The 19,138-nt window shown below is 46.8% G+C and carries 17 protein-coding genes; 12 read left to right on the plus strand and 5 right to left on the minus strand.

The features are described 5' to 3' along the window. Nucleotides 1-16 precede the first annotated feature (16 nt). The 9 genes from AACQ93_RS07455 (at nucleotide 17) to AACQ93_RS07495 (ending at nucleotide 9,219) form a co-directional block, all read left to right on the plus strand. Complete coding sequence (locus AACQ93_RS07455) at nucleotides 17-1,651, plus strand: TolC family protein (protein WP_232323335.1); 1,635 nt, start codon at nucleotides 17-19, stop codon at nucleotides 1,649-1,651. Between the two features lie 5 nt (nucleotides 1,652-1,656). Beyond that, nucleotides 1,657-1,860, plus strand: a complete 204-nt coding sequence (locus AACQ93_RS07460) for a DUF1656 domain-containing protein (protein ID WP_086004382.1) — start codon at nucleotides 1,657-1,659, stop codon at nucleotides 1,858-1,860. Nucleotides 1,861-1,877: 17 nt separating this feature from the next. Then, on the plus strand, nucleotides 1,878-2,765 hold the full coding sequence (locus AACQ93_RS07465) for an HlyD family secretion protein (protein WP_064606574.1): 888 nt from the start codon (nucleotides 1,878-1,880) through the stop codon (nucleotides 2,763-2,765). 15 nt (nucleotides 2,766-2,780) lie between these two features. Next, nucleotides 2,781-3,452 (plus strand): potassium channel family protein, encoded by a 672-nt coding sequence (locus AACQ93_RS07470; RefSeq protein WP_007461246.1) that lies wholly within the window; start codon nucleotides 2,781-2,783, stop codon nucleotides 3,450-3,452. Beyond that, complete coding sequence (locus tag AACQ93_RS07475; RefSeq protein ID WP_064603445.1) at nucleotides 3,445-4,572, plus strand: AI-2E family transporter; 1,128 nt, start codon at nucleotides 3,445-3,447, stop codon at nucleotides 4,570-4,572. Before AACQ93_RS07470 ends, AACQ93_RS07475 begins: the two co-directional genes overlap by 8 nt. Before the next feature lie 174 nt (nucleotides 4,573-4,746). Then, nucleotides 4,747-5,751, plus strand: a complete 1,005-nt coding sequence (locus AACQ93_RS07480; protein WP_084419035.1) for an SDR family oxidoreductase — start codon at nucleotides 4,747-4,749, stop codon at nucleotides 5,749-5,751. Between the two features lie 178 nt (nucleotides 5,752-5,929). Continuing rightward, nucleotides 5,930-7,042, plus strand: coding sequence for a YcjF family protein (locus tag AACQ93_RS07485; RefSeq protein ID WP_064603448.1), 1,113 nt, complete (start codon nucleotides 5,930-5,932; stop codon nucleotides 7,040-7,042). Beyond that, the gene (locus AACQ93_RS07490; RefSeq protein ID WP_064603450.1) at nucleotides 7,017-8,564 is read left to right on the plus strand and encodes a GTPase family protein; all 1,548 of its coding nucleotides are present in this window, start codon (nucleotides 7,017-7,019) and stop codon (nucleotides 8,562-8,564) included. The genes AACQ93_RS07485 and AACQ93_RS07490 overlap by 26 nt, the downstream gene beginning before the upstream one ends. A 241-nt stretch (nucleotides 8,565-8,805) precedes the next feature. Beyond that, complete coding sequence (locus AACQ93_RS07495) at nucleotides 8,806-9,219, plus strand: VF530 family protein (RefSeq protein ID WP_064603453.1); 414 nt, start codon at nucleotides 8,806-8,808, stop codon at nucleotides 9,217-9,219. Nucleotides 9,220-9,355: 136 nt separating this feature from the next. On the opposite strand, the gene AACQ93_RS07500 is transcribed toward AACQ93_RS07495, so the two are convergent. The 3 genes from AACQ93_RS07500 to cra form a co-directional block, all read right to left on the minus strand. Then, nucleotides 9,356-10,606 (minus strand): DEAD/DEAH box helicase, encoded by a 1,251-nt coding sequence (locus tag AACQ93_RS07500; protein ID WP_064603456.1) that lies wholly within the window; start codon nucleotides 10,604-10,606, stop codon nucleotides 9,356-9,358. Nucleotides 10,607-10,911: 305 nt separating this feature from the next. Further along, nucleotides 10,912-11,343: a GNAT family N-acetyltransferase gene (locus AACQ93_RS07505; RefSeq protein WP_064603459.1), complete on the minus strand. Its 432-nt coding sequence runs from the start codon at nucleotides 11,341-11,343 to the stop codon at nucleotides 10,912-10,914. A 284-nt stretch (nucleotides 11,344-11,627) separates the two neighbouring features. Continuing rightward, nucleotides 11,628-12,611: a catabolite repressor/activator gene (gene cra, locus AACQ93_RS07510; protein WP_064603462.1), complete on the minus strand. Its 984-nt coding sequence runs from the start codon at nucleotides 12,609-12,611 to the stop codon at nucleotides 11,628-11,630. 280 nt (nucleotides 12,612-12,891) lie between these two features. Between cra and fruB the strand changes: the two genes are divergently transcribed. From fruB to fruA, 3 genes are read left to right on the plus strand one after another with little or no spacing between them, the layout of a single operon-like run. Beyond that, nucleotides 12,892-14,010 (plus strand): fused PTS fructose transporter subunit IIA/HPr protein, encoded by a 1,119-nt coding sequence (fruB, locus tag AACQ93_RS07515; protein ID WP_064603470.1) that lies wholly within the window; start codon nucleotides 12,892-12,894, stop codon nucleotides 14,008-14,010. Beyond that, nucleotides 14,010-14,969: a 1-phosphofructokinase gene (pfkB, locus tag AACQ93_RS07520; protein WP_064603473.1), complete on the plus strand. Its 960-nt coding sequence runs from the start codon at nucleotides 14,010-14,012 to the stop codon at nucleotides 14,967-14,969. Before fruB ends, pfkB begins: the two co-directional genes overlap by 1 nt. A gap of 21 nt (nucleotides 14,970-14,990) precedes the next feature. Further along, nucleotides 14,991-16,730 carry a PTS fructose transporter subunit IIBC gene (fruA, locus tag AACQ93_RS07525; protein ID WP_064603476.1) on the plus strand — a complete coding sequence of 580 codons (1,740 nt, stop codon included), beginning with the start codon at nucleotides 14,991-14,993 and terminating at the stop codon, nucleotides 16,728-16,730. 322 nt (nucleotides 16,731-17,052) lie between these two features. Here fruA and AACQ93_RS07530 read toward each other — a convergent pair whose 3' ends face one another. Together AACQ93_RS07530 and ppsR are read right to left on the minus strand one after the other, a co-directional pair. Next, nucleotides 17,053-17,721: a hypothetical protein gene (locus AACQ93_RS07530; RefSeq protein ID WP_064603479.1), complete on the minus strand. Its 669-nt coding sequence runs from the start codon at nucleotides 17,719-17,721 to the stop codon at nucleotides 17,053-17,055. Nucleotides 17,722-18,095: 374 nt separating this feature from the next. After that, on the minus strand, nucleotides 18,096-18,929 hold the full coding sequence (gene ppsR / locus AACQ93_RS07535; protein ID WP_007461271.1) for a posphoenolpyruvate synthetase regulatory kinase/phosphorylase PpsR: 834 nt from the start codon (nucleotides 18,927-18,929) through the stop codon (nucleotides 18,096-18,098). Nucleotides 18,930-19,138: the final 209 nt, after the last annotated feature.

A 19,138-nucleotide genomic window follows, 5' to 3' on the forward strand; every position in this document is an offset into this window, starting at 1 on the left:
GTTCTCTTTATTCTTGATGACCGGATGCTCGGTGCTGGGACCTGATTTTGAGGGTGTGGAACCTGTCGAATTACCGAATGGCTGGAATAAAGACACAGAAACTGACACCAGTTGGAAAACCGCTCGCTGGTGGTTTCAGTTTCAGGACCCGGCTCTAAACCGTCTGGTTGAGGTGGCTTCGGAACAAAACCTGGATCTGGAATCTGCCGGTCTGAGAATTTTGCAGGCGAGGGCAGCTTTAGGTATTGCCGATTCATTTAATTATCCTCAGGCACAAACCTTCTCCGGAAACTTGGCCAAAATCTATCAGAATGAAAATACATTCGACAATGCCACGCTGAATTTTGATGCCGGGTGGGAGCTGGATGCATGGGGAAAATTTGCTCGTGGTGTTGAATCGGCTGAAGCCGGTCTTTATGCCTCCATCGCGTCTTATCACGACATTATGGTGAGCATTACGGCAGAAGTGGCCAGAAATTATGTGAACTACCGGACTTTTCAGGAAAGAGTGCTGCTATCTGAGCGTAATATTGAAATTCAGGAGCGGGTGGTGGAGATCACCGAAGCACAACTTGCTTCCGGAAACGTCACCGAGCTGGATGTGCAGCAGGCGAAAACACAGCTTTATAGCACCAAATCTGCGCTTCCGTCTTTGAGGATTGGGATGATGCAGTCAAGAAATGCTCTGGCTGTACTTCTGGGCTCCTTGCCAGACGAGATCGAGCCGATGCTGGCTTCAACACAGATTAATGCCAAAATCAAAGCCTTTGATCAGAAGTATGATCGTAATCAGGTGAAGCAGTTGTTTGATGTGTACGAGCGCCACTCTCTTATTCCTCGCCCGCCACTGGTCAGTACTACTGTCGATGCCTCACTGGTATTAAGAAGGCCGGATTTACAGCTGGCAGAACTTCAGGCTCATGCTCAAAGTGCGCAGATTGGTATCGCTGAGGCAGAATTTTACCCGCGGTTTTCACTGTTCGGAGCCATAGGGATCAACAGCACGGTGCCTGCTGGTAGTGAGTTCAGTTTTAGTGATTCGTTAACTTTGTCATTAGGTCCCGCTTTTTCCTGGAATGTGTTTCAGTACGGTCGGGTTGAAAACAACGTACGTTTTGAGGATGCCCGCTTCCAGGAAACCCTGACTAACTATAACAAACGGGTGTTACTTGCTGTTCAGGAAGTCAGCAATGCGCTTGAAGCTTACCAGCTAAACAGTTTGCAAAAGGAGCTGGCTTTCAGCTCAGTCAGTGCTTCTGTCCGGGCATTTAACATCTCCCTGACTCAGTATGAAAACGGTCAAATCACGTTCGAACGCTTGCTCAGTTCGGTCGAGAAGATGACCCGTAGTGAAGATACTTACGCTCAGGTTAAAGGTAATGTCGCCAATCAGGTGATTGCACTTTATAAGTCCCTAGGCGGTGGGTGGGAAGCCAACACGGGGAAGCCGTTTGTACGGGAAGATGTCGCAGAGCAAATGAAAGCCAGAACAGACTGGGAAAACATGCTGGATGATCCGGTATTGCCGTCATTGTCTCCGAATAACGTCGAGACAGCCCCATGGGTTTTCGGCAAACCTAAGGCAGCTTCGACCGAAGAGGCGGAAAAGGATGACGGATCAGAACCTTCGGCTGAGCAGGGAGAACCATGATGGATATGCCTCATGAGCTGGCCATAGGAGATGTGTATTTTTCGCCGTTGTTGCTGGTGGTGATTTATGCGGTGATTGCGACCTGGGTGACCGTTGTGATTCTGAATAAAATCCGGCTGTCTCGACTGATTGCCTTTCCGTCGCTGACGTTTCTGGCCATCACCATGTTTTATGTGGTGGCTATTGATGCCTTTTTCCTGCGGTTTTAGGTGTGAAGATGAAGAAGATAAAAAAGCTATTCGTTATCGCGCTTAATGTCCTGATTATTGGCGGGGCGGTATGGCTGGGTTATCAGAAATTCAACGAGTATTTCAATAACCCATGGACGCGAAACGGACAGGTCAGGGCTAATGTTATCAAGGTTGCCCCAAGGGTTTCCGGGCCAGTGGTTTATGTGGCGGTGAATGACAACCAGTTTGTGCGCAAAGGGGACCTTCTGTTTCAGATTGATGACAGCACATACGAGGTCGCACTGTCACAGGCCGAAGCTTCACTGGAAAGGGCCGTCGTTAGCTCCCGCGGAAAGAAAATTGAGTATGAACGGCTGCTGGATATCAGAGCACGCGATAAAGGCGCAGTGTCGCTCAAAGATCTAACCCGGCGGCAAATTGCGTATGAAGAGTCACTGATTCAGATAAAAGTTTCCGAGCAGCAGTTGAATGCCGCAAAACTAAATATGGCGTTTACACGGGTTTATGCCTCAGTAGATGGATATGTCTCAAATCTGGATATCAAAGAAGGCACGCAGGCGGTGGCGAATCAGCCTCTGTTGGCTTTGGTTGATGTAAACAGTTTTTGGGTGTTTGGCTATTTTCGTGAAAGTCAGTTGGAAAACATCAGCATCGGTGATGCGGCAAAGGTAACGCTGATGGCTTATCCGGAACAGCCAATTGAGGCGGTCGTTGATTCACTGGGTTGGGGAATCGCACCTAAAGATGGGACGGTTGGCTATAACCTGCTGCCAAACGTGAATCCGGTTTTTCAGTGGATTCGACTGGCGCAGCGGATCCCGGTACGGATATCACTGAAAGATCTGCCGGACGGCATTGATCTGAGATTTGGGCTGACGGCATCCATTATGGTGATGCCGGATGAGACTCAGAACCATGAGTGAGGCTGAAGATGCATTATGGGCAATAAAATCAGTGAAAAGAATAACTTCTATTACCTGACCCTGGCATTGATCATTTTGCTGATCAGTTCTTCTTTTCAGCAGGTACTGACTAGCGGTTTGCTCGATCTGCTTTTGCAGTTTGTCACCGTACTGAATTTTATTGTCTGTCTGGTGAGTCTGCGATTTGACAAAAAGTGGTATCGATTTCTGATTGCCTTGTTTGTCTGCTGGCTGGTTGTGGCCGTAGGCAGGCAACTGATGGGCATAAAGCAGATAGATGTAGTGATGCTGCTGCTTACCTTTACTTTTTTCCTTGGCACTTTTGCTTCGATTTTCCGGCAAATTCTGATGACGGGCAGTATTGATACCAATAAAGTCATCGGCTCCCTGGCGCTGTTTTTGTTGCTCGGATTGATGTGGGCGATCCTTTACCTGTTGATTCTTGAATTTTCCTCCGACGCCTTTACCGGCATGACTCAGTTGCCTTGGGGCGACAATTTCTCCAATGCCGCCTATTTTAGTTTTGTCACCCTGACCACATTAGGGTATGGCGACATCAGCCCTGTTTCACCGGTTGCTCAGGTGGTTGTGTATTTAGAAGCCATCGTGGGTGTGTTCTATATGGCCATTGTTGTGGCCAGTCTGGTTGGCGCAAGCCAAAGTAATCAGGATAAGGACAATGGATAACAAACTTGAAAAGCATCAAAGCAAGATCTTTGTTAACAATATGGTCGAATCCTCGATTCGGATTGGCTTATTGTTTGTGTTGGTTGTCTGGACTTACGACATTATCAAGCCATTTATTATTCCCGTTCTGTGGGGCGCAATTATTGCCGTAGCTTTGATGCCGCTGACGATGAAGCTGGAACGGGCGCTTAATGGAAAGCGAGGGCTGGCGGCCACCATTCTGGCTTTGCTGGGAATTACTTTGCTGGTGGCACCCTTCGTGATTGTATCCGGCTCAATATACGAGGCTGTTGCACGAATGACAGAGGTGTTGCAGGAAGGCAATGTCAAACTTCCGGGGCCGACTCCTCGTGTGGCTGAAATTCCTTTGATTGGTGACAAGCTCTATGACGTCTGGGCGTTGTTTTCGTTGAATCTAGAAAGTGCGATGCAGAAATATCTGCCTGAGATTAAAGGGGCTGTCAGTGCTTTTGCTGGCTTGCTGGGTAGCAGCTTAGCTTCGCTGGTGATGTTCATTATTTCGCTATTAATTGCAGCCGGATTTATGGCTCATGCCGAAGCGATGTCAAAGGCAGTACAGAATGTATCAGTCCGTATTGTTGGCAAGCATGGTGAAGAGTGGGCAAATTTAATTGCTGCCACTGTTCGTAGTGTTTTGCTCGGGGTAGTGGGTGTGGCGTTTATTCAGTCTTTACTTGTCGGCTCTGCATTTTTTATTTTTGGAGTGCCTGCCGCCGGGTTGCTAACCTTGCTTGTGTTTATCTTTGGTATTGCTCAGTTACCGGCAACTCTGGTGGGATTACCCGTCATTGCTTATGTTTTTTCTGTTCAGGATACGACTCCGGCGACCATTTTTACCATATGGGTACTTGTGGCTGGTTTGTCCGATAATGTGCTGAAACCTATGTTGATGGGGCGGGGAGTTTCAATACCTATGCCTGTGATTTTGTTTGGTGCAATTGGTGGGATGATTACCGCCGGAATTATTGGCTTGTTCCTCGGTGCTGTCATTCTGGCGATTTGGTATGAACTGTTTAATACCTGGCTGAAGCTGGAACAGTTTGGACCAGAAGAGGTACCTGCTGGAGATAAAGCTCAGACTGAAGTTTCATCGAAATAATACACTCGGCGTAATAGAGATCAGGCCGGGTATTGCCCGGTCTTTTTTGTTGCGGCTGGCTTTTGTTATTCGCTTAGCTAGTGCGCTTAGTGCGGGTAGTTGGCTTGGATAATAGATATCTGAATATTTGCTCTATACTGAATCGAAGGAGTGACGTTAAGTGATTGACGTTAAATGGCTGACGTTACAAAAATGGATATTCAGGCCAAAGGGAGTAAAGCCGCAATGGAAACCATCTTTGATAAGGCAAGAAGGTTGATTAATCGGTTAGAAGTGATCACCGGTACGTTTAAGTTGTCGAAAGTAAAACCGGATGAACCGAATAACAGCCCACCGCTAACGGATAAACACAGCGTACTTGAGAACAAAACCGTTTTTATCAGTGGAGGCTCCAGAGGGATCGGCTTTGCTATTGCCAAGCGTTGTGCTGAAGCGGGAGCAACAGTCATCATTGCGGCGAAAACGACAGAACCTCATCCTAAGCTCCCCGGCACTATTTATACCGCAGCCGATGAAATTAATGCTATGGGCAAAGGCAAAGCAATTCCTGTTGTATTGGATATTCGTGATGAGGAGGCGATAAAACAAGCTGTCGATGAAGTCTGTCAGCAGACGGGAAGAATTGATGTTGTGATCAATAATGCCAGCTGTATTAATTTGCAAAACACCGAAAATACCCCGGCTAAAAAATTCGATCTGATTTTTTCTATTAATGTGCGTGGTACTTACTTATTAACCCAGGCTTGTCTGCCTTACCTGAGAAAGTCCGATAATCCGCATATTCTTACTCTTTCTCCGCCAATCAACCTTAAACCCGAGTGGTTCAAAAACTACGGGGCGTATACAACGTCAAAATACGCCATGTCGATGCTGGCGCTGACCTTTTCGGAAGAGTTTAAAACTTACAATATTGCTGCCAATGCCTTGTGGCCGAAAACTGCGATCGCGACATCTGCGATCCTAAATATGAAAGAAGGGAAATGGTTGAAAGATCATTCTCGTCACCCCGAAATCATGGCTGATGCCTGTTATGAAATTATTACCCGGGACGCCAGAGAATGCAGCGGCAACTTCTTTATTGACGAAGAGGTACTAAAGCATCAGGGGATGACGGATTTCTCTCATTATGCGTGTCAGCCGGGTTCTAGCTTGCAGCGTGATTTGTTCCTGAACGGTTAAACTGATGGCAACAGCGGTTAACTTTGAACTTAATTGATCACTAGCGATAAGGCCAGCAGGTAGGGAGCAGCTTTAATATTCCAGCTCTTATATTCAGAGTGATATTGTCAGTTGCTTCACCTGAGGTTCAAAGAGTTGCGGGTATATTGGTGCACAGGAGCAAAAGGGGCCACTGGTAATGCAGCAATTTATCAAGACGGTATATCAGTACATCAGTCCACCGGAAATTCCGGATATTGAGCCTGCAGTTTCTCAATGGCAGGCTAATTTGCCAACGCTATGGCTCTTGGGGAAAACCGGCGCGGGGAAATCATCACTGATTCAGTCGTTAACCGGTAATACGGCTATTGAAATCGGTAATGGTTTTCAGCCCTGTACTCCTACCGCCATGAGCTACATTTATCCTCAATCCAACCCTTTGCTTTGTTTCCTTGATACCCGGGGACTTTCTGAAGCTGACTATGATCCCCGGGAAGATATTGCAGCCTGTCAGAATCGAAGTCATGCCTTATTGGTTGTTATGAAAGCCGAAGAGCCTGAGCAGATCGATATCATTAAGGCGCTGGAGCAAATTCGCGATACAGGCCAGATAAAGCAGGTACTGGTTGTTCATACCGGTGTGATGTCGATTGCTAATGCTGATGAAAGGAAAAATGCCATTGCTTACAACCAGTCTCAGGTTGAGAGAGCCTGGAAAGGGGAGTTGGCGTCAGTAGCGGTTGATTTTGCTCATACGCCGGAACTGGCTGGATTGGATGTTCTTAAATCATCGCTGGGGGAGATGCTGCCGATTTTGTTTTTGCTGATGGAAGAAGAAGAGCATCACAATCGCGAAGAAGCGAATTTTAGCAAGTTGAAACGGGAAGTGATCTGGTATGCAGGTATCGCGGGAGCTTCGGATGCGATACCGGTTGTCGGGTTGGTGTCTGTGCCTGCAATTCAGGGCAAGATGCTTCATAGCTTAGCAAGCCATTACGGGATTGAATGGAACTGGCAACGTTTCAGTGAATTTGCCGGATTACTCGGTTCCAGTTTTGCCTTTCAATACGTCTCTAAACTGGGATTGCGACAGTTGGTAAAGATCATTCCTGTATATGGCCAGACTATCGGAAGTGCTTCAGCGGTTGCCATCAGTTTTGGTTCAACTTATGGAGTTGGTCGGGCTGCATGTATGTATTTGTATCACCTGAATAAAGGGGAGCCAGTGTCGAGTCAGGATATCAGGCAGGCGTTTGAGCAGGCTTTCACTCATACAAAGGACCGACATGAAAAAAGCACGCGGCGGGATTAATTTTCTTACTGAGCTGTCCGGCGGCATTGTACCTTTGTTTCTTGCTTTGCTGGTGATACCAACTCTGATATTGGCAATTGTAGGCGCGGTGACCTTAGTGCAGCTGGGTGGATGGTTGTGGTTTGCGCTGCTGTTGGCACTCTCTTCACTCATTGTAGCCATTCCTTATTTTTATCTGGTCAGGCAGAGAAAAGCAGAAAAGCTGGCACTTGAAGCTTTGCCTGGTTATCAGGTGAAACCATCAGGGCAATGGAGTGACTTCGACAACAAGGTGTGGGACGAGCTGAACCTGCGTGTTGAGACTCTTCTGGCGTTAAATTCTGAGTGGGGGATGATGCGCCCCCATGCCTTTCAGCTTGTTGCTGATGCCGCCGGTTATTATTTTCCTGATAAAGCCGATAAAGAGCTGGCTTTTACTGCTCCTGAATTTTTATTGATGGTGGAAGAGGTGAGCCAGCGTTACCGTCAGTTTCTGTTAGATCATGTGCCTTTCGCTGAGAAAGTCCGGCTACGGACGCTGGTTAAGGGCTATGAGCAAAAAGACAAGATAGGTGTTGCGAAACAGGCTTACGATATCTATCGGGTGTTCAGAGCGATGACGCCTGCCGGATTAATTGCTGAAGCCCGCGGCCAGATCCTCGGGCGGATTTTTGAGGATGTAAGTGAAGAGGTTCAGGGGCAGCTAAAACGGGTACTGCTACAGGAAGTGGTGGCTGTAGCTATCGATCTTTACAGCGGACGCTTTGCTGCAAGAGAGAGTGAACTCGGTCAAAGTCAGGTTTCAGCTGATGATCAATCAAGGTTTGCGGCTGAAATTGAGCCGCTGCGGATTGCGGTGGTAGGGCAGGTCAGTGCCGGTAAGTCATCACTGATAAACGCTATTTCGGGAAATATGGTGGCAGAAGTGCATGTGTTGCCTTCGACTGATGAGGTAACAGTGCATCGTTGCGAAGTTGATGGGATCGATCTGGTACATTTGGTTGATTTGCCCGGCATTGACGGAAACCTGAAAACCGCAGAGTTACTCATAGATCAAATGACTAACAGTGATTTGATCTTTTGGGTTGTTAAAGCAAACCAGCCAGCTAGAAAGCTGGATGTTGAGTTACGAAAACAGCTGGATGCTTTCTATCAGGATGAAAAACACATAAAGCTAAAAAGGCCGATGATTCTGGCTCTGGTGAACCAGGTTGACAGATTAAAACCGACAGAAGAGTGGACCCCGCCGTATGATATCGTTCAGCCGAATTCAGCTAAAGCAGAGGTGATTCGCGCAGCTTTGGAATATAACCGTCAGCAATTAATTCCGGATGAGATCATGGCGGTTGCCGTGCTTGAAGGGCAACCGGATTACAACATTGAACACATTGTCGAATTTTTACTGGAGAACTATCCTGATGGGGCAAATACGCAGTTAAACCGTCGTCGGATAGAGCATAAGAGTGCAGCGATCGGTGATCAGATCACAAGGTTATATCGGTTGGTCGAGCGCGCATTCAAAGAGTTTCAGAAAGAGATATAAACAGCTTAAGCATTAATTAATCTTACAGTTCTGCGATACCACCCAACTCGATTTTGGACAAAAGTTTGCTATCGACCTTACAATATTAGCAAAAACTAAATTAACTGAAGTATGGGAAACCTAGACAGGCAATAGACAAAACCTGTCCCCATACTTTTTCAAATCATCGCATCGTGACTTTAGATATCTCTGCACTGCATACTTTGCTAAACTCCGCCCTTTAATGAGTGAGACCCCTAAAATGATGACTGACGAAGAAAGAATCGAACTGCAACGCAATAACCCACTGCACGGGCTAAAGCTAGAAATTATGTTGCAAGAGTTGGTGGATTTTTATGGCTGGGACATTCTAGATACCGCAATGCGCTTTAACTGCTTTAACACCAAGCCCTCAATTGCGAGTAGCGTTAAGTATTTAAAGAAAACCGAATGGGCGAGAGAAAAGCTGGAGAACTTTTACCTGTATCGCTTTAAGCGCATGCCACGAGCGAGCGCGGAAGAATATAACTTACCACCGAGAGCACGTACTTTCCCTCATGGTCTTGAACCGAAAGAGCCGATGCCGCTCACCGTTGATTCTATTCTGAAGTCGCAGGCTAAAGCGGCATCTGCATTTAAGAAACGCTCATCTCGCGGATGTTCGACGCGTCGGTAGTACGATAGCGCGTAATCGACTCTTGAAAGACAAAAGAGCCTTACTTGACGTTTCAAGTAAGGCTCTACACTACTATAAAAGACGCGATTAAAGTGAGAAAGCAAACTCGCTAGCTCTCTCTCCCACCAACTACATTCTACTGATTGCGCTTTTTCTTCTTTTTACCCGAACCTGCAGGCTTTGCACGTGGTTTCATCGGTGCAAAGTAGGCTTCGCTTTGATCGTCTTCCACTTCAAAGCCCTCAACCTGCTCACGCTCAAGCTGGAACTTATTTTTCTTCTCTATCACTTTAAAGTGGTGATAGTCATCGTAATCAATAAGTGATAACCCAAGGCCGACTTCGCCCGCACGACCACTACGCCCGATTCGATGCATATAATCAGCAGGGCTACGTGGAAGGTCAAAGTTAATAACCACGGGTAGTTTTTCTATATCAAGACCACGAGCCGCGATATCGGTAGCAATAAGTACTTGAATCTCACCAGACTTAAACCCTTCAAGCACGCGAGTACGAGCACCTTGCCCCTTGTCACCATGGAAGACCTCCGCAGTGATGCCGCGTTTTGACAGTTTTTGAGCTAGGTGGTTGCAGGCATTCTTAGCATTAACAAAAATCAAAATCTGTCGCCACTGGTGGTGTTTGATTAGGTGCGCAAGTACTGCGGTCTTTTGACCTTTGTTGACACTAAACACACGCTGTACCAACGTACTGGCTTCCGCACTCTGTAATTGGACTTCAACGGGATCGTGCAGCAAGTCCTTAGCCAAGCTCGTAACTTTTTCAGGGAAGGTGGCAGAAAACAGCAGTGTCTGCTTCTTCTCAGGAAGTAGTGCAAGAATCTTATTGAGTTCGTCGGTAAATCCGAGGCTCAACATACGGTCGGCTTCATCGAGGACGAGTGTTTTTACTTGGTCCAACTTGATGGCGTTACTAGATACTAGATCCAGTAGGCGGCCCGGAGTTGCGACAATAACGTCACTACCACCACGAAGAGCCAGCATTTGAGGGTTCACCGATACGCCACCAAATACCGCAACCGTTTTGATCTTATCTCTAAGATGGTACGAGTAGGATTTAATGTTGTAAGCCACCTGTGATGCCAACTCACGAGTTGGAACCAAAATCAGATGAGACACGAAGTTGCCACGACGATTAGGTGATGTATCTTGCTGGTAGATCTTTTGCAGAATTGGCAACGCAAAAGCAGCGGTTTTACCAGAACCGGTATTGGCACCACCAACAATATCTCGCCCTTCAAGTACGTGAGGAATGGTATGAGATTGAATTGGAGTCGGTTGGCTATATTCCAAGGATTCTAGTCGCTCGACTAAGGTTGGAATCAAACCAAGATCGGCAAATGTCACTTGCTGTGTGTTATCCGTCATTACGATGAGTGGCTCAGTGCTAGGTAAAGGCCGTGTATCTTATGCTAATTGCCGCGAAGATGTTAGCTATAATGAACTAAACAGAATATTAGCTGGAGAAGAACTATAGGGGGGCTGTCCTTCCTTTTGCCTTACATTAGTTAATGTATTCTAAAATCAGAACACTACTATTCACTATGATGTCAATCGCAACTCATTTTGGGGCAGATTCGTATCAGCCAAGGTTGAGCTGATACGCCACGAGACAAAACAAGGTGGATTATCATGTTACTGGATACGCAAACCAAATAGAAACTGACTTTCTTCTAGTTTTTAGAGAGAGATTTTCTTAAACCAATTCTACTATGTCCCGTAGGAAAATTCTCAAAGCGAGTAAACTCCTCAAAGCCTAAACGCTGATAAAACACCGGTGCCTGCCAGCTCTGAGTCCACAACCATAAACCTGACAGTTCATGAGTCTTTGCATACTCTTCGGCTCTCTCAATTAGTTGCTTGCCCATTCCTGTCCCACGACAGCTTTCATCAACCCAAAGCTCATCGATATACAGCCATTCCCACAACAAATCGGCTGTTAGTGTTGCAATGAGATTGCCTTGTTCATCTTGAACAATCCAATTTAAACGTTCCTTGTCGTAAGATGGAGCCGCTTGTGTCTGACTATGGGATTCAAAACCTGCTGTCAGCTCGCCTTGTTTCTTCGCGTCAAGATTACCTGTAGTGAAATCAATCTTCGGCATTTTCCATCTCTATCATTAACTTATTACTACTACCGTTATCAAACAGCGCCCTGTGATTTTACTAAAAGCTATGTTTTTAACTCAACTCTTTCATACTTAACGGTTATAAGGAAAAGTAAGTCAAATAATGAATTGGTAAACTAGTCAATTAAGACTCAGTAACAAGCTTTGGGGCAAAGGCGACTTAGAGCAACCTTCAGATACGATTACATCGTGCTTTTGGAATTGACAGATTGAGCCCTGACCAATCCTATTAAAGCGTATTCATCTCAGGGCATCTGGTGTTAGCGATGTTTTATTTTCCGCGGAACGACTTCCACACCGGTTCTGTAGCGTCCGGCTGTTGCGTTGAGTGCCAGTTCGAGAGCATTTTCGGCAATTAATTCAAACTGCTGTGGCAGTGACTGAATTCGGATTGGCAGAAAGTCCAGCAGGCGGTTGTCACCGAAGGTTGCCAGTTGCGTTTTTTGCATTAGTTCTGGGTTGGCAAGCAAGCAATCCAGCACGCCTTCAAACAGGGTATAGGATGTTGCCAGAATAGCATCCGGCATCGTGCCTTCGTTAATCCATTGCTGAACCATTTCTTGTCCCTGGGCTTGACTGAAGTGTTCACCATAGGACACCAGTGTGCTGATCTCTGGCTGTTTGGCCTGAATCGCGGCGAGGAATCCCTGTTCTCGTTCTTTTGATACGCCCAGCTCAGGTACAGCACCAACCAGGCCGATGCTGTTAATACCTTTATTGATCAGGCTTTGGGTCAGTTCGAAAGCGCCATCCAAATCTTCACTGATCACACTGGCAAAGACCTCATCATCCATTGCACGGTCGAGAGCGATAACGGGAACGCCACCAGCCTGGATCTTTTTGTAAAAAGGGTGATCCGGCGGCAGGGCACTCGCAACCAGCAGGGCATCAATTCGGCGGCTGAGTAAAGTATCAGCTACTTTCATCTCGGTTTCGGCATTATCGTCCGAGCAGGAGATAATGAGCTGATAGCCAGCTTTGCGGGCATCCCGCTCCAGCAACTTGGCCAGCTTGGCATAACTGCTGTTTTCGAGATCAGGAATGATCAGGCCGAAAGAACGGCTGCTGCCTGCACGAAGGGATGTCGCGGCATGATCAGGCCGAAAGTTAAACTCATTAACGACAGCCATGACTTTTTGTTGTGTCTTTTCACTGATTCGGTATTTAGCGGCCTTGCCGTTAATAACGTAGCTGGCGGTCGTTCTCGACACCCCGGCCAGTTTTGCAATTTCATCTAACTTCATTCTGGTTTTTTCTCGATCCCAACAGAATTGTGCGGCGGATCATATATTGGCAAATGATCTGATACGGAACAATTGCAATGTTAGCTGAAACCATTCAGCATGTCAGCTGAAAGGTTTCAGCAAAGCAGATAAAACCGAATGAGTTTTGCTGGAGCTTTTATTTTCAGTTTTTGCTGAATCGATTCAGTAAGGCTGATTTAAACTAATTTTAGATGTGTAGGGATAGGTAAAAGACAAAACGAAAGTGCTTTTGCCGCATCAACCGGATACTGGAGTGGGTATGTTGTCACTATCAACCAATGATATTCAGCTGAGGCAGTCAGCAGCTGACAAACAAGAAGCGATTAAGGCTCTGGCGACAGGGTTGGAACAGCAGGGGCTTGTTGAGACCGGCTACGTTAATGGAATGCTGGCTCGTGAAAATCAGAATTCCACTTTTCTGGGTAACGGTATCGCCATTCCGCACGGGACGACAGATACCCGGGGTCTGGTAAAGCAGACGGGTGTCCGTGTTCATCATTTTCCGCAAGGGGTAGATTGGGGGGATGGTAAAACCGCTTATCTGGCAATCGGTATTGCGGCTAAATCCGATGAGCACCTTGGCATCCTCAAGCAGCTGACCAAAGTGCTTTCAAGTGACGGCGTTGAAGTGAAACTTCAGCAGAGCAATAGTGCTGATGAACTGATTAAGATTCTGAACGGTGAATCACAGCTAGAAGCAGATTTTGATCCGACTCTGGTTCAGCAGGACTTTCCTGCAACCGATTTGGTTCAGCTGATTGCTGTTGCAGCCGGTCTGATCAAAAACCGTGAAGCTGCGGGTAATGCTAGCGTTGCTGATGCGATTGCATCCGGAGCTACGTATCTAGGTCAGGGACTATGGCTGGCAAAAACCGACAAAGATGTAACCAGGACGAGCCTTTCTTTTGTTACCGCACAAGTGCCGTTTGTTGAACAGGGCAACCCGGTAAAAGGTTTGCTGATGGTTGCAGCGTGTAACGGCTCCCATATTAACAACATCAATTACTTGACTCAGCTGTTGTATAAGCAGCAGGCAGACAAGCTCTTTGCGGCAGATGCTGACAAGGTTGTGACTTTGCTGACCCAGGAGCTGGTTGAGGGTAATTCCGAAATCTTCAAAATCCGCAACCCTCATGGTCTTCATGCGCGTCCGGGCGCAATGCTAGTGAGTGTGGCTAAGAAGTTCGAATCAAACATTCTGGTTGCCAATCTTAACGGTGACGGTAAAGCCGTAAATGCCAAGAGCCTGATGAAGGTGATTGCTTTGGGTGTTAAACAGGGGCACGAACTGGAATTTACAGCAAATGGTGCGGATGCAGATCAGGCACTACAGGCCATCGGACAGGCTATCGCAGATGGCTTGGGTGAGGGTAAGTAATGAGTAAAAACGAAATGCCAAAAGTTGTCACTGTTACCTTAAATCCGGCACTGGATCTGACCGGGAACTTGAATGCCTTAACAGCAGGCACCGTAAACCTGGTGGAAAAAGGTAGCCTGCACCCGGCCGGTAAAGGGGTGAATGTTGCCAAGGTACTGGCAGAGCTTGGCGCAGATGTAACGGTAACTGGTTTACTGGGGGCAGATAATCAGGAGCCATTCTGCCAGTTATTCGAAGAGCTTGGTGTAACCGATAAATTTGTTCGTGTGCGTGGGGCCAGCCGAATTAATGTCAAGCTGGTGGAAGCCAGCGGTCAGGTCAGCGATATCAACTTCCCAGGTGTGACTGTATCTGAGCAGGATGTCGCTAACTTTGAGCAGATTCTGTTTGAACTGGCAGAAAGTCATGATGTGTTTGTTATCGCAGGCAGCCTGCCTGCCGGGATCTCCCCTGAGCAGTGCGCAGGCTGGGTGGCGCGGTTGCAGCAGCAAGGCAAGTTTGTCTTTTTTGACAGCAGCAAGGCGGCATTGGCTGCAGGCCTGAATGCGGCGCCGTGGCTGGTTAAGCCGAATGATGAGGAATTGTCAGACTGGGCTGGTCGTAAGTTAGAAACAGAACAGGAATTGATCGAAGCGGCGGAACAGCTGGCCGACAAAGGCATCGCGAACGTTGTGGTGTCATTGGGCGCAGAAGGTGTGATGTGGCTCGACAGTGAAGGCTGGCTGGGTTCACGCCCGCCAAAAATGAATGTGGTGAGTACCGTTGGTGCAGGTGACACTTTGGTTGCCGGGATGTGCTGGGGGAAACTCAAGAACTGGACCAAACAAGAGACACTCAGTTTTGCCACTGCACTTTCGGCGTTAGCTGTAAGTCAGGTGGGGGTCGGCGTTGAGGATATCGATGCAGTACTGACCGTAAAAGAAAGTGTCCTAATCTCAAATCAAAGTGTGAAGAGTTAACTCGGATCAGAGGGTATCAAGATGAAAATCGCAGTTGTAACAGCTTGCCCTAGCGGTATTGCAAATAGTGTTATTGCTGCCGGCTTAATGGAAAAAGCCGCAGCGGAATTGAAATGGACGGCAGACATCGAGTGCCAGTCAACGGTAATGCCGGTTAAGGCTCTGACGTCGGCTCAGATCAACGATGCTGATTACATCGTTATTGCGGCAAACACTGACGTCGACACCAGTCGTTTTAAAGGAAAGATGGTTTATCAGTCGTCGATTGATGCATGCCTGACTGATCCGAGAGCATTTCTGGAAAAGGCTGTTGTTGAAGCGACTCTGTTGAGCGAAGTTAAAGAAGTCACTTCTGTAACTGCTACCGGCACCAAGAAAATTGTTGCTATTACTGCCTGTCCTACCGGCGTCGCTCACACTTTCATGGCTGCTGAAGCGCTAGAAGATGAAGGCAAGCGTCAGGGACATGAAATCAAGGTTGAAACCCGCGGATCTGTAGGGGCGAAAAACCAGCTGACAGCTGAGGAAATTGCAGCGGCAGATCTGGTTGTGATTGCTGCTGATATTGAAGTGGATTTATCTCGCTTTGACGGTAAGAAACTGTATAAAACCAGCACCGGTTTGGCATTGAAGAAAACAAGCCAGGAACTGGAGAAAGCGTTTGCAACAGCAACGGTTTATCAGCATCAGGGAGGTGCGTCTTCTAGTGCTGAAGATCAGAAGAAAGAAAAGACTGGTGCATACAAGCACCTGATGACGGGTGTGTCTCACATGCTGCCGCTTGTTGTTGCGGGTGGTCTGGCAATTGCTCTGTCTTTTGTCTTCGGTATCGAAGCCTTTAAAGAAGAGGGCACACTGGCTGCGGCGCTGATGACAATCGGTGGTGGTTCGGCATTTGCCTTGATGGTACCAGTTCTGGCTGGTTTTATTGCATTCTCGATTGCAGATCGTCCTGGTCTGGCTCCGGGTCTGATCGGCGGTATGCTGGCGAGTTCAACCGGTGCCGGTTTCCTAGGTGGTATCGTGGCGGGCTTCCTGGCTGGTTACAGTGCCAAAATGGTTGCTGATAATGTGAAGTTACCTCAGTCCATGGAAGCGCTGAAGCCAATTCTGATTATTCCTCTGGCATCTAGCCTGATCACCGGTCTTATCATGATTTATGTGGTTGGTGGTCCGGTATCTGCGGCAATGACAGGTCTGACAGAGTTCCTGAATAACATGGGTTCAGCCAATGCAGTATTACTGGGTGTGATTCTGGGTAGCATGATGTGTTTCGACCTGGGTGGTCCGGTAAACAAAGCGGCATATACCTTTGGTGTTGGTTTGCTGGCATCTCAGACTTATGCGCCAATGGCTGCTGTAATGGCGGCGGGTATGGTTCCTGCGCTGGGTATGGGACTGGCGACATTCCTTGCCAAGCGTAAGTTCACTGAAAGTGAAAATGAAGCAGGTAAGGCATCATTTGTGCTCGGTTTGTGTTTTATCTCTGAAGGTGCAATTCCGTTTGCGGCACGTGATCCAATGCGAGTTATCCCAAGTTGTATGGCGGGTGGTGCTCTGACTGGTGCGCTTTCAATGTTGTTCGGTGCGAAGCTGATGGCACCTCACGGTGGTCTGTTTGTGCTGTTCATTCCGAATGCCATTACGCCTGTACTGATGTACCTGGTTGCCATTGCTGCCGGTACGTTGGTTACTGGTGTGACGTACGCCTTCCTGAAAAAAGCGGATCAAGAGCAACTGGTTACAGCGACAGCCAAATAGTAATGGTGAGCCGTAACAGGGAAGCGATGAAGCTTTGGATTAATTAGCTTCTGATAAAAAAAAGAAAGCCCCGGCATTAAATAATGCCGGGGCTTTTGCCACCGCTGCCTACGGATTCATTACGATTGTTGTCAGTCTGAGTGCTGACTTAGCTCATCCCCATCGCCCGTACAGGGTACTGAAGCGCAACAAGAGCTTATAATTTTACAACCGCATCTGTTATTAGCTGTAGGCATTCCTTGCGATTTGAAGCAGTGTTTCCACTGAAATAGCGCAACTATTATTTTGTTTATAGTTTTTATCCCAAGTTATTTTTATATTGTTATTTTTCTTCTGCTGCTACCAGGAGGTCTTCCCCGTTGGTAATCAGTAAGTACGACTTCCCTGCGTCTAAGTCACATAGGCTGATTGCCTCTGTGGCAAAGAAAAGTTCCCCGCTGCAATTTTCCAAAGTCATATATGGACTGAGCTGACCTTTTTTAACTTCATAGGATGAAACCATACTGGAAATGATCTGCACTCTGGTGTCCTGATGACTAAATACCCGGATGCGATAATGGTTGGGTAAATCTGAAGATTGCTGGTTTGCAGTTGAGAGCATCAGCGTATCACTATCCATCCAGGCTATTGCCCAGGCATTCTCTGAATTGTTTAGCATTAGCTCAGAAATATCGCTGGATTGTGTTTGTGTATTGGTATCTCGAGCTCCTACTTTAAGGCTTAATGGTGTTGGTGTATCCCAGCTGAAAGACTTTTTATTGATCTCTGTATTATTGCAGGATGTGGCCTTATTGCTTTCTTCGTAAAGTAACTCTTCGCCATTGGCATCGGCAACAAAATAGTCGATGGACTTGCCCGCTGTATTAATAAATTCAATATCGACCTGACGGGTTGATGCATCCTGAGATGTGTCCGTATCAGAAGATGAACTTCCTCCACCGCATGATGCAACACAAAATGAAAACAAAATTGTTAGCGCTGACCTAATCATGTGACGAACCTTATTTGTAATTATTTATGAAGCTCAAAGTAAGCATATTGCAAGAAGTAGTGATTTTTTGATGAATCGCAGGGAGAAAATTGAGTATTTTATAAATAGCTGATTTATATCTCTAAAAAGAGCTCTCAAGAATGAGAAATTATGCTGAGACGAAGGATGGAACAGTTCTTGTAGGCGTGATTTATCCTATTTGAGTCACAGCACAACATCAGAGATTGTGAATATCAAAACTGTAAAAATGCTTTATATAAAGAGCAAAACAGGTAAACAGTTAACATAAAAATGAAAGGCCCACTTTCCGGAAAATGGGCCTGAGATATCGGGTTAATTTTAAAACATTAATATGTTCAACGCTGGTGCGTGCTTTAACACATACGCCGCCTGAGGCCGCTGATATCAAGTAACCTGGTTGAGATTTCCTCGACAGAAAGTGAGGTGGTGTTCAGATAAGGAATGGCCTCTCGACGGAACATTGCCTCAACTCTATGGACTTCATTTTCACATTGCCGCTGACTTGAATAGTCACTGTTGGCATAACGGCCGTTACGGATCTCGACCAGGCGCTCGGTATCTATGGTTAAACCGTAGGTTTTATAACGATAAGGTTCGATTGCCTGAGGTAGTTTCAGGCTTTGCATATCTTCAGCGATGAAAGGGTAGTTGACAGCTCGGATACCAAACTGCATCGCTAAATACAGACTGGTTGGCGTTTTACCACAACGTGAAACACCAAGCAGGATAACATCGGCCTGTTCGAGATTGTTCAGTGAAATACCGTCATCGTGTGCGAGGGTATATTCAATAGCGGCGATACGGTCGTTATAACTCGCCGCATCCCGTTCAATACTGTGTGAACGCTGCAGTTTAGGCATTGGCTCCAGTTGCAGATCCTGCTTAAGCGGTTCGACAAGAGCATTGAGTACGTCATAGAGGTTTGCCTGGCTTTGTTCAATGATTTCTTTGACTTCCGGAAGCACGATGGAATAGAAAACCAGTGGTTTTACGCCGGTTTGTTCATAGGTGTGGTTGATTTGTTTCTGCACACTCAAAGCCCGCTCAACCGATTCGATAAATGGTCGGGTATGTTGCCGGATTTCAACCGGAAATTGTGCGAGGACGGCATGACCGAGTGTCTCCGATGTAATAGCTGTACCATCAGAAACGTAAAACACATCACGAAAATTGGATTTGCGCTGCATAAAAAGTTGAATCCTTCAAAAATACCTGTAACGTAGAGCTCATTAATAGATATAACAATAACCTTACAGGGCATCTATGCTTTTATTACATCCCCCAAGGTAATGAAGGAATGCTTAGCGAAACCGTATTGTGGCTCAGCTTTTTTTTAACTGCTAGCGCAATCGTTTTCGTTGAGAGGTTGTCCACATAAACTGTTGAATCCAATAAA

This window comes from Photobacterium sp. J15, assembly GCF_963870815.1.
In the GTDB taxonomy this organism is placed as follows: domain Bacteria; phylum Pseudomonadota; class Gammaproteobacteria; order Enterobacterales; family Vibrionaceae; genus Photobacterium; species Photobacterium marinum.

What these genes read in the sequence shown, in the direction of transcription:
- AACQ93_RS07455 (WP_232323335.1), top strand. Translation starts at nt 17, where the DNA reads ATGACCGGATGCTCGGTGCTGGGACCTGATTTTGAGGGTGTGGAACCT.
- AACQ93_RS07460 (WP_086004382.1), top strand. Translation starts at nt 1,657, where the DNA reads ATGCCTCATGAGCTGGCCATAGGAGATGTGTATTTTTCGCCGTTGTTG.
- AACQ93_RS07470 (WP_007461246.1), top strand. Translation starts at nt 2,781, where the DNA reads ATGGGCAATAAAATCAGTGAAAAGAATAACTTCTATTACCTGACCCTG.
- AACQ93_RS07475 (WP_064603445.1), top strand. Translation starts at nt 3,445, where the DNA reads ATGGATAACAAACTTGAAAAGCATCAAAGCAAGATCTTTGTTAACAAT.
- AACQ93_RS07480 (WP_084419035.1), top strand. Translation starts at nt 4,747, where the DNA reads ATGGCTGACGTTACAAAAATGGATATTCAGGCCAAAGGGAGTAAAGCC.
- AACQ93_RS07485 (WP_064603448.1), top strand. Translation starts at nt 5,930, where the DNA reads ATGCAGCAATTTATCAAGACGGTATATCAGTACATCAGTCCACCGGAA.
- AACQ93_RS07490 (WP_064603450.1), top strand. Translation starts at nt 7,017, where the DNA reads ATGAAAAAAGCACGCGGCGGGATTAATTTTCTTACTGAGCTGTCCGGC.
- AACQ93_RS07495 (WP_064603453.1), top strand. Translation starts at nt 8,806, where the DNA reads ATGATGACTGACGAAGAAAGAATCGAACTGCAACGCAATAACCCACTG.
- AACQ93_RS07500 (WP_064603456.1), bottom strand. Translation starts at nt 10,606, where the DNA reads ATGACGGATAACACACAGCAAGTGACATTTGCCGATCTTGGTTTGATT.
- AACQ93_RS07505 (WP_064603459.1), bottom strand. Translation starts at nt 11,343, where the DNA reads ATGCCGAAGATTGATTTCACTACAGGTAATCTTGACGCGAAGAAACAA.
- cra (WP_064603462.1), bottom strand. Translation starts at nt 12,611, where the DNA reads ATGAAGTTAGATGAAATTGCAAAACTGGCCGGGGTGTCGAGAACGACC.
- fruB (WP_064603470.1), top strand. Translation starts at nt 12,892, where the DNA reads ATGTTGTCACTATCAACCAATGATATTCAGCTGAGGCAGTCAGCAGCT.
- pfkB (WP_064603473.1), top strand. Translation starts at nt 14,010, where the DNA reads ATGAGTAAAAACGAAATGCCAAAAGTTGTCACTGTTACCTTAAATCCG.
- fruA (WP_064603476.1), top strand. Translation starts at nt 14,991, where the DNA reads ATGAAAATCGCAGTTGTAACAGCTTGCCCTAGCGGTATTGCAAATAGT.
- AACQ93_RS07530 (WP_064603479.1), bottom strand. Translation starts at nt 17,721, where the DNA reads ATGATTAGGTCAGCGCTAACAATTTTGTTTTCATTTTGTGTTGCATCA.
- ppsR (WP_007461271.1), bottom strand. Translation starts at nt 18,929, where the DNA reads ATGCAGCGCAAATCCAATTTTCGTGATGTGTTTTACGTTTCTGATGGT.